9 protein-coding genes are annotated in these 9,756 nt (G+C 68.8%); 6 read left to right on the plus strand and 3 right to left on the minus strand.

The window, feature by feature from the left end; genetic code table 11:
- Positions 1 to 234: 234 nt before the first annotated feature.
- The 6 genes from recA (at position 235) to ACIQ3R_RS10855 (ending at position 8,111) form a co-directional block, all read left to right on the plus strand.
- The gene (recA, locus tag ACIQ3R_RS10830) at positions 235 to 1,317 is read left to right on the plus strand and encodes a recombinase RecA (protein ID WP_397418333.1); all 1,083 of its coding nucleotides are present in this window, start codon (positions 235 to 237) and stop codon (positions 1,315 to 1,317) included.
- A gap of 248 nt (positions 1,318 to 1,565) precedes the next feature.
- Positions 1,566 to 4,238, plus strand: a complete 2,673-nt coding sequence (gene alaS, locus ACIQ3R_RS10835) for an alanine--tRNA ligase (RefSeq protein ID WP_397418335.1) — start codon at positions 1,566 to 1,568, stop codon at positions 4,236 to 4,238.
- 23 nt (positions 4,239 to 4,261) lie between these two features.
- On the plus strand, positions 4,262 to 4,507 hold the full coding sequence (locus ACIQ3R_RS10840; RefSeq protein WP_397418337.1) for an exodeoxyribonuclease VII small subunit: 246 nt from the start codon (positions 4,262 to 4,264) through the stop codon (positions 4,505 to 4,507).
- On the plus strand, positions 4,504 to 5,385 hold the full coding sequence (locus tag ACIQ3R_RS10845) for a polyprenyl synthetase family protein (RefSeq protein WP_397418347.1): 882 nt from the start codon (positions 4,504 to 4,506) through the stop codon (positions 5,383 to 5,385). Before ACIQ3R_RS10840 ends, ACIQ3R_RS10845 begins: the two co-directional genes overlap by 4 nt.
- A 20-nt stretch (positions 5,386 to 5,405) precedes the next feature.
- The gene (gene dxs / locus ACIQ3R_RS10850; RefSeq protein ID WP_397418339.1) at positions 5,406 to 7,322 is read left to right on the plus strand and encodes a 1-deoxy-D-xylulose-5-phosphate synthase; all 1,917 of its coding nucleotides are present in this window, start codon (positions 5,406 to 5,408) and stop codon (positions 7,320 to 7,322) included.
- Between the two features lie 3 nt (positions 7,323 to 7,325).
- On the plus strand, positions 7,326 to 8,111 hold the full coding sequence (locus tag ACIQ3R_RS10855; RefSeq protein ID WP_397418341.1) for a thioesterase family protein: 786 nt from the start codon (positions 7,326 to 7,328) through the stop codon (positions 8,109 to 8,111).
- 28 nt (positions 8,112 to 8,139) lie between these two features.
- Here ACIQ3R_RS10855 and flgH read toward each other — a convergent pair whose 3' ends face one another.
- From flgH to ACIQ3R_RS10870, 3 genes are all read right to left on the minus strand, one after another.
- Positions 8,140 to 8,877, minus strand: a complete 738-nt coding sequence (gene flgH, locus ACIQ3R_RS10860; RefSeq protein ID WP_397418343.1) for a flagellar basal body L-ring protein FlgH — start codon at positions 8,875 to 8,877, stop codon at positions 8,140 to 8,142.
- Between the two features lie 11 nt (positions 8,878 to 8,888).
- Positions 8,889 to 9,623, minus strand: a complete 735-nt coding sequence (flgA, locus tag ACIQ3R_RS10865; protein WP_397418345.1) for a flagellar basal body P-ring formation chaperone FlgA — start codon at positions 9,621 to 9,623, stop codon at positions 8,889 to 8,891.
- Positions 9,624 to 9,627: 4 nt separating this feature from the next.
- Positions 9,628 to 9,756 (minus strand): flagellar basal body rod C-terminal domain-containing protein (locus ACIQ3R_RS10870; RefSeq protein ID WP_397418349.1); only part of this gene is annotated, 129 nt, incomplete at its 5' end.

Consider the following 9,756-nt stretch of genomic DNA (forward strand, 5'->3'; position numbering starts at 1 on the left):
CCTGTTCACGATACCGGAGTTTCTCAACGAGCAGCGAAGCGGTCCGAATTCAGACACTTGGCTGCCGCCGAGCGACATTCTGAATGGGCCGCCAGCGACAAATCCTATGAGCCGTCCCACTTCGCTATACCCCACGCCAAAATGTTCCGGGAACGTCTTGCGAACAAGGAACAAAGGCGATACGCAAGAGTCCCGAAGCCGCCGTGGGCGGAATCGTGGGATACGGAGGCTTGGATGGCTCAGTCAGCGTTGAGGCTCGTGGGAAAAGAAGACGGCGATAAGCAGCGCGCGCTCGAAGCGGCGCTGGCTCAGATTGATCGGGCCTTCGGCAAGGGCTCGGTGATGAAGCTGGGCGATAAGGGCAAGGTGGAGATGGAGTCCTACTCCACCGGCTCGCTGGGTCTCGACCTGGCGCTGGGCATCGGCGGCTTGCCCAAGGGGCGGATCGTAGAGATCTACGGGCCGGAAAGCTCGGGCAAGACGACGCTGGCGCTGCACGTGGTGGCCGAGGTGCAGAAGGCCGGCGGAACCGCCGCCTTCGTCGACGCCGAACATGCGCTGGACCCGGGCTACGCCTTCAAGCTGGGGGTCAATCTCGACGACCTGCTGGTTGCGCAGCCCGATACCGGGGAACAGGCGCTGGAGATCACCGACACCCTGGTGCGCTCCAACGCCGTGGACGTGATCGTGATCGACTCGGTGGCGGCCCTGACCCCGCGCGCCGAGATCGAAGGCGAGATGGGCGACAGCCTGCCGGGCCTGCAGGCGCGGCTGATGAGCCAGGCGCTGCGCAAGCTGACGGCGTCGATCTCCAAGGCCAAGACGCTGGTGATCTTCATCAACCAGATCCGCATGAAGATCGGTGTGATGTACGGCAGTCCGGAGACTACAACCGGTGGCAATGCGCTGAAGTTCTACGCCTCGGTGCGGCTCGATATCCGCCGGACTGGCTCGGTGAAGCTGCGCGACGAGATCGTCGGCAACAATGTCCGGGTCAAGGTGGTGAAGAACAAGGTCGCCCCGCCGTTCCGTGAGGTGGAGTTCGACATCATGTACGGGGAGGGGATCTCCAAGCTTGGTGAGATCATTGACCTGGGCGTGAAGGCCGGCGTGGTCGAGAAATCGGGCTCGTGGTTTTCGTGGAACAGTCAACGGATCGGCCAGGGCCGGGACAATGTGCGCGAGTTCCTGAAGCAAAACCCCGACATCGCCGAGCAGATCGAAAAGCAGGTTCGCGGCGCCAAGGACGTGGTGGAGGAGCAACTGCTGGTCGGACCGGTGGACGGCGCAGCGGACGAAGAGGACGGCTCGCTTTAGGGCGTCCTCAAGTCCGGCGAGTCGTTGGCCTGAGGGGCCATCTGTTGAACCGCAGAAAGCGCGGAATGACGCAGAACATCACTGCGACCGGTCCTTCCGCGATCTCAGCGTCTTCCGCGGTTCAAGACGGCGGCGCGTGCGTCACGGGTGGTGAGGGCAAGCGCGGCTTTCCCGTGCGGTTGGTTTTCGCGTAAAGGGTCGCGACCCCAGATCGGGGTGGACTTTCGCGCCTTTCGAGACCCCGAACGATGCCCAGCCTGAACGAGATCCGGACGCAGTTCCTGGAGTATTTCCGGAAGAACGACCACGCCGTGGTCGCCTCGGCCCCGCTGGTGCCGCAGAACGATCCGACGCTGCTGTTCGTCAACGCCGGCATGGTGCCGTTCAAGACCTATTTCACCGGTGCGGAGACCTCACCCTGGCCGCGGGCGGCGTCGTCGCAGAAGTCGGTGCGGGCCGGCGGCAAGCACAACGACCTCGACAACGTGGGCTACACGGCGCGCCACCACACCTTCTTCGAGATGCTCGGCAATTTCTCGTTCGGCGACTACTTCAAGGAACGCGCGATCGTCCACGCCTGGGAGCTGCTGACTAAGGACTTCGCCCTCGCGCCAGACCGGCTGACGGTGACCGTCTACCACACCGACGAGGAGGCGCGGGCGCTCTGGAAGAAGATTGCCGGCCTGCCGGATGAGCGGATCATCAACATCGCGACGGCCGACAACTTCTGGTCGATGGGCGACACGGGCCCCTGCGGCCCCTGTTCGGAGATCTTCTACGATCACGGCGCGCATATCGCCGGCGGCCCGCCCGGCAGCCCGGATGAGGACGGCGACCGGTTCGTGGAGATCTGGAACCTGGTCTTCATGCAGTTCGAGCAGTTCGCCGACGGTTCGCGCACGGCGCTGCCCAAGCCTTCGATCGATACCGGCATGGGGCTGGAGCGGATCGCCGCCGTCCTGCAGGGCGTGCATGACAACTATGACGTGGACCTGTTCCGCACGATCATCGCCGCCAGCCGTGAACTGGTTGGAGGGACGGGCGGCGCCTCCAACGGCCCTTCACACCGGGTGATCGCCGACCATCTGCGCTCGACCAGCTTCCTGATCGCCGATGGCGTGACGCCTTCGAACGAGGGACGCGGCTATGTGCTGCGGCGGATCATGCGCCGCGCCATGCGACACGCGCATCTGCTGGGCGCCGAAGAGCCCTTGATGCACCGGCTCGCGCCGACCCTGGTGGCCGAGATGGGCGAGGCCTATCCGGAGCTGAAGCGGGCCGAGCCGGCGATCGTCGAGACCCTGCGCCAGGAAGAAGAGCGGTTCCGCCGCACCCTGGGCCGCGGCCTGGCGCTGCTCGACGAGGCCACCGCGGGCCTTGGCGACGGCGACGTGCTGTCGGGCGAGACCGCCTTCAAGCTCTACGACACCTATGGGTTCCCACTGGACCTGACCCAGGACGCTGTCCGGGCCAAGGGACTGACTGTGAACCTGGAAGAGTATGATGCGGCGATGGCCCGGCAGCGGGAGATGGCGCGAGAGGCCTGGACCGGCTCGGGCCAGCAGGCGGGCGCGGCCGAGTGGCTCGCGATCCGCGACCGCCTCGGACCGACCGTGTTTGTGGGCTATGACGAGACGGAGGCGACCGGCGAGCTGCTGGCGCTTGTCGAGGACGGCGCCGAGATCGACGGCGCGGCGACCGGCGCACGGGTGCTGGCCCTGTTTGACCGCACGCCTTTCTACGCGGAGAGCGGCGGCCAGGCGGGTGACCAGGGCGAGATCAGCTGGGCGATGGGCAATGGAACGCTCGGGCGAGCCCGGGTCCTGGACGTCCAGAAGCAGGCCGGCGACCTGCATGTCCACGATCTGGAGATCCTCGAAGGGGCGCTCTCCGGCGGCGCGCAGGTGACGCTCAGCGTCGACGCCGAACGGCGGACGGCTACGCGCGCCAACCACTCGGCCGCCCATCTGCTGCATGCGGCGCTGCACAATGTGCTCGGCCCCCACGTGACCCAGAAGGGCCAGATGGTCGACGGCGAGCGCATGCGTTTTGACTTCGGCCACGGCGGGCCGGTGACGCCCCAGGAGCTGGACCGGATCGAAGCGGAAGTGAACGCCATTGTGCGTCAGAACCGGGCGGCGGACACAAAGATCATGGCGCCCCAGGCGGCCATCGAGGCGGGGGCCGTGGCGCTGTTCGGCGAGAAGTATGGCGAGAGCGTGCGGGTGCTGACGCTCGGCCAGGCGCTGGGCGGCGGCAAAGGGGAGGGAGCCGCCTATTCAATCGAGCTTTGCGGCGGCACGCATGTGGCGCGCACCGGCGATATCGGCGTCTTCGCGATCACCGCCGAGCAGGGCGTGGCCGCCGGCGTGCGGCGGATCGAGGCGCTGACCGGCGAGGCGGCCAGGCGATTCCTGCTGGGCCAGGCGGGGGTGGCGCGCGCGCTGGCGGATCAGTTCCGCGTGCCGGTCGGCGAGGTGGCGACCCGCGTCGAGGCGCTGCAGGTCCAGGCCAAGCGGCTGGACAAGGAACTGTCGGAGGCCAAGCGCCAGCTGGCCATGGGCGGCGGCGGCGCAACGGCGTCGGGCCCCGAGGACGTCGGCGGCGTGATGCTGATCGCACGGGTGATGGAAGGCGTGGGCGGCAAGGACCTGCGACCCATCGCTGAGGAGTTCAAGAAGCAGTTGCCTGACGGTGTGATCGCGCTGGTCGGCACGTCCGATGGCAAGGCCGCCTGCACTGTGGCGGTGACGGGCGCGGCGCAGAGCCGGTTCAACGCCGCTGATCTGGCGCGCGCCGGGGTGGTGGCCATGGGCGGCCAGGGCGCCGGCGGCCGTCCTGACTTCGCCCAGGGCGGCGCTCCGGACGGCGGTCGCGCGGCGGAAGGGCTGGCGGCGATCAAGGCGGCCTTGGCGGGGTAGAGCGCTGGGTCTAGAACCCCCTCATGTCTGAACCCGCCGACATCGCCACCCTGAGTTTCGAAGCCGCTCTGGCCGAGCTGGAGCAGATCGTGGCGCGGCTGGAGAGCGGCCAAGCGCCGCTGGAGGACTCGATCCGGTTCTATGAGCGAGGCGCGGCGCTGAAGGCGCATTGCGAGGCGCGGCTGGAACAGGCGCGGCTGCGCGTCGAAAAGATCGTGGTGGGCGCTGGCGGGCAGGCCACGGGCGTCGAACCGGCCGAGTTTGGCTGATGGATCTGGCCCAGCGTGTGGCCGAGGCGGCGGACCTGGTGACGGTCGCGCTGGATGAGCTTTTGCCGCGTGCGGACGGTCCCGAGAACCGGCTGACTGAAGCGATGCGCTATGCGGCGCTGGGGCCCGGCAAGCGGCTGCGGACCTGGTTCGCGCTGGAGACGGGTCGGATGTTCGATCTCGACGACCGGCCGGTGCTTCGGGCCGCCTGCGCGCTGGAATGCATTCACGCCTACAGCCTGATCCATGACGACCTGCCCTGCATGGATGACGACGACATGCGGCGGGGCCGACCGACCGTGCATATCGCCTATGACGAGATGACCGCGGTATTGGCGGGCGACGCCTTGCAGGCGGCCGCCTTCGAGATCGTGGCGCATCACGACACCCATCCGGACGGCGGCGTTCGGGCGGAACTGGCCTATCGACTGGCCCTGGCCTGCGGCGCGCGAGGCATGGTCGGCGGCCAGTTGATCGATATGCTGGGCGTCCGCGAGGATCTGGGCGGCGTGGCGCGGATGCAGCGGTTGAAGACCGGGGCGCTGATCGCCTGCGCTTTCGAGCTGCCTCTGGTCATGGCCCACGCCCAGGAGGCCGAGCGCCACGCCCTGATGATGTTCGCCCACGATCTGGGGCTGGCCTATCAGATCGTCGATGACCTGCTGGACGCCGAGGGCGATGCGGCGGTTCTGGGCAAGGCGGCCGGCAAGGACGCGGACCAGGGCAAGACCACCTTCGTCACGTTGCTGGGCGCGGAAGCCGCGCGGGAGCGGCTCTCTCTGCTCAGAAGCCAGACGAAAACGCATCTGGATCCCTTCGGATCGCGGGCTGAAATCCTGCGGGCGAGCGTGGATTTCGTGCTAGATCGCCGCCACTAACCCCGCCGGGACACTTCCCTTTGCCCCCAGAAACACCGCTTCTCGACACCATCAACGGGCCTGCTGACACGCGCGGTCTTTCGATTCCGCAGCTCCGCCAGCTGGCCGACGAACTGCGGGCCGAGACCATCGACGCGGTCTCTGTGACCGGCGGCCACCTTGGCGCGGGCCTTGGCGTGGTCGAGCTGACCGTCGCGCTGCACCATGTTTACGACACGCCAAGCGACATCCTGATCTGGGACGTGGGCCACCAGGCCTATCCACACAAGATTCTGACCGGCCGGCGGGACCGGATTCGCACCCTGCGCCAGGGCGGCGGCCTTTCGGGTTTCACCAAGCGCGCGGAGAGCCCCTACGACCCGTTCGGCGCGGCGCATGCGGCGACCTCGATCTCGGCGGCGCTGGGCTTCGCCGCCGCCCGCGACGCCAAGGGGCAGGACAACAAGGTCGTCGCGGTCATTGGCGACGGCTCGATGAGCGCCGGCATGGCCTACGAGGCCATGAACAAGGCCTGTGAAACCACGGGCCAGCTCACCGTCATCCTCAACGACAACGACATGTCGATTGCCCCGCCCGTGGGCGGCATGAGCGCCTATATGGCCCGGCTGGTGTCGGGCGGCGGCTATCAGTCGATCCGAAATTTCGGCCGCTCGGTGGCCAATGCGCTGCCGCGCCCGATGCGCGAAGCGGCGCGCAAGGCCGAGGAATACGCCCGGGGCATGGTGACAGGCGGCACCTTCTTCGAGGAACTGGGCTTCTATTATATCGGGCCGATCGACGGGCACGACATGGATGCGCTGGTCCATGTGCTTCAGAACGCACGGAAGATCGACGACAAGCCGGTCTTGGTCCACGTGGTGACGCAGAAGGGCAAGGGCTACGCCCCGGCCGAGAACGCGGCCGACAAGTACCACGGCGTGGTCAAGTTCGACGTGATCACCGGCCAACAGGCCAAGGGGCAGGCCGCCGCGCCGCAGTACACCAAGGTGTTCGCCCAGGAGCTCATCAAGCACGCCGAGCGGGACCCGAAGATCGTGGCGATCACGGCGGCCATGCCGTCGGGCACCGGGCTGGACCTGTTCGGCCAGCGGTTCCCGGAGCGCACTTTCGACGTTGGCATCGCCGAGCAGCACGCCGTGACCTTCGCCGCGGGCCTGGCGGCCGACGGCATGAAGCCGGTCTGCGCGATCTATTCGACCTTCCTGCAGCGCGGCTACGACCAGGTGGTCCACGATGTGGCGATCCAGGGTCTGCCGGTGCGTTTCGCCATCGACCGGGCGGGACTGGTGGGCGCGGACGGGCCCACGCATGCGGGCTCATTCGACGTGGGCTATCTGGGCCAGCTTCCCGGCATGGTGCTGATGGGCCCGGCGGACGAGGCGGAACTGGCCTATGCGGTGGCCACGGCGCTGGCCATTGACGATCGACCCAGCGCCTTCCGCTATCCGCGCGGCGAAGGGGTCGGCGTGGCGATCCCGGATCTTGCGGAGCCGCTGGAGATCGGACGCGGCCGGATCGTTCGCGAAGGGACAGCTGTGGCGATCCTGTCGTTCGGAACAAGGCTAGGTGAAGCGCTGAAGGCGGCTGACCTGCTGGCGGCGCGCGGGCTTTCGGCGACGGTCGCCGACGCCCGGTTCGCCAAGCCTTTGGACGTGGATCTGATCCTGCGACTGGCGCGCGATCACGAGGCGCTGATCACGGTGGAGGAGGGCGCGGCCGGCGGGTTCGGCGCGTTCGTGCTGCATGCGCTCGCGGAACATGGCGCGCTGGATCGGGGCCTGAAGGTGCGCACCCTGACCCTGCCGGATATCTTTCAGGACCAGGACAAGCCCGAGGCGATGTACGCCCAGGCCGGGCTCGACGCTGAGGGCATCGCGCGATCGGCGCTGCGGGCGCTGGGCGTGGATAACGCGCTCGCCACCGGGCGGCGCGCCTAGAGCATGCCGACCTTTCGAGAGGTGATCGCCGGGCTGGAAGCCGTGGGCGAGGGCTTTGAGATCGATGCCCCGGAGGGCTGGCGCCAGGGGCGCACGGCATATGGCGGGTTGACGGCTGCGCTGGCCGTAGCGGGGGCGGGGCGCACGCACGCGGACTTGCCGCTCCTGAGATCGGCGCAGTTCGCGCTCGTTGGACCTGCGGCGGGCCGCTTGCGGTTCGAGAGCCGGATTCTGCGACAGGGGCGCTCCGCGACGGTCGTCGGTGTCGAGGCGAGCGGCGAGGCCGGACCGGCCGCCCGGGCGATCCTGACCTATGGCGCGGCGCGGGAGAGCGCGGTTGCGCATGACACCGCATCGGGCCCCGCGGTTCCACCGCCCGAAGAATGCGAGCTATACTTTCCGCCCGGCGGCTTTGCACCGGGGTTTGCGGGCAATTTCGACGCCCGGCTCGCGGCCGGGGCCCGTCCCCTGACGCCCGGCGCAGCGCCGGACGCCACCGTCTGGGTGCGGCATGCGGCCGATGCGGGGGATGACCCGGTCCTGGCGCTGATCGCGCTCGCCGACGTGCTGCCGCCCGCCGCCTTCGTGGCGTTTCCGCAACCCGCGCCGATCAGCACCGCGACCTGGAGCCTGGACCTGTTCCATCCCATCCCGGCCGGAGACTGGCGGCTGCTGCGGTCCGTCAGCGAGCAGGCGGGCGAAGGCTATTCGCTGCAGGCCATGAGTCTGTGGGATGCTGGCGGGCGGCGGCTGGCGGTCGGGCGGCAGGTGGTGGCGATCTACGCCTGAAGGCCGGGCGCCGTCAGGTCGTCGCCTCTCAGAACGGCGAGAACCGCTCCAGCAGCGACTGTCCCGCCGGTGTCTTCTGGACGCGGCTCAGGTCGCCGCGGCCGCCGTAGCTGATGCGGGCTTCGGCGATCTGGGTATGGCGGATGGTGTTGGCCGACGAGATATCCTCGGGACGCACGATGCCCGCCACCGTCAGCTGACGAAGGTCGGTGTTGGTTCGCACCTCCTGGGTGCCCTGGATCAGCATGTTGCCATTGGGCAGTACGCCAGTGACCACGGCGGCGATGGTCAGACTGATCTTCTCCGAGCGGTTGACCTGGCCCGATCCGGCGTTGGAGGTCGACGAGTTGGTCTCGATGGCGTTGGCCGGGTCGAAGGCGCCGGGCAGGATCTTGCCCAGGCTGGTCTCAAGTCCGAGCAGGGCCGGGACGCCGGCGCTCATCCCCGAGGTGCGCGAGCTGGTTGTGGCGTTGGTGGTCTTGGCCGAGTCGTCGATGTCGATCTGCACCGTCAGGATGTCGCCCACGCGGCCGGCGCGCTGATCGTTGAAGAACGCTCGGGCGCCGACCCGCCACAAGGAGTTGGCGCTGGCTGGCTGCGGGGCGGGGTCGCGTGCGGAGGGGAGCGCCATCACCGCCTGTTCGCGGGGCACAAGCGCCGCAGGATAGCCGACTGGGGCAAGCTCGGGCCCGCGCACCGCTTCCTTGACGGTGGAGCAGGCGGCCAGCGGCAGCAGGGCTGTGAGGGCGAGGATGCGGAGCGACATGGGGGTGTCCTTCAGCGGAGCGCGATACGGGTGGGGGCGGTGAGTCTGAGCGCCTCGGCGGCGGGGCCGACGAGGGCCTGGCCGGGTCCGGAGACCACGGCCTGGACGGTCTTTTTCGAAGTGACGTTCTGGACGGAGATGGTCTCGCCCACAGCGCCGGCGGCCAGGGCCTTGGCCTGCAGCGAGAGCGAGACGCCGCCATTGTCGTAGCTGAGGGTGATCACATCGCCGGCGCGAATCACCACCGGCGCGGAGACATCTCGGCCGGTGACGGCGGCGCCGGCGCGCAAGGGACGCCGCGCGGCCTTGCCGATGACGGCCTCGGGCTCGCCCGGCGCATCGGCCGGCGTGGCGGCGACCGGGGCCCAGACCAGATCCTGCGGCTGGACGATCTCACCGGCCGAGAGGCTGCGCGCCCAGGTGAGGGCTTCGACATTGGCGCGCGGCGCGGCGGCGGTCGCCCCGGAGGCGCCGCGCACGGCGATCTGCCGCAGGCCCTCGGCGTTGGGCCAGTCGAGGCCGGCGCGTGCGGCGGCGGCGCGGACGACCTGCGCGGAGAGCAGAAGCATGGGGCCGTTGCGGGTGGCGATCGCGCGACCGGCGGCGGGCCCAGCGCCCTCGAAGATCTCGCCAAGCGTGACCACGCCGTCCGCGTCCATGGGCTGGGCTCGGAGCGTGACCGGCTGGGCGGCGAACGAGGGCCCGGCGAGCGCGACGAGGATCAAGGCGAGGGCGGCGGTGCGCATGGCTCTAGGCCTTGGTCTGGTTGGCGGTGCCCAGCATGTTGTCGGCGGTGGAGATGACCTTGGAGTTCATCTCGTAGGCGCGCTGGGCGACGATCAGGGCGGTGATCTCGGCCACCGCGTCGACGTTGGAGGC

This window comes from Phenylobacterium sp. (genome assembly GCF_044371015.1).
Lineage (GTDB): Bacteria > Pseudomonadota > Alphaproteobacteria > Caulobacterales > Caulobacteraceae > Phenylobacterium.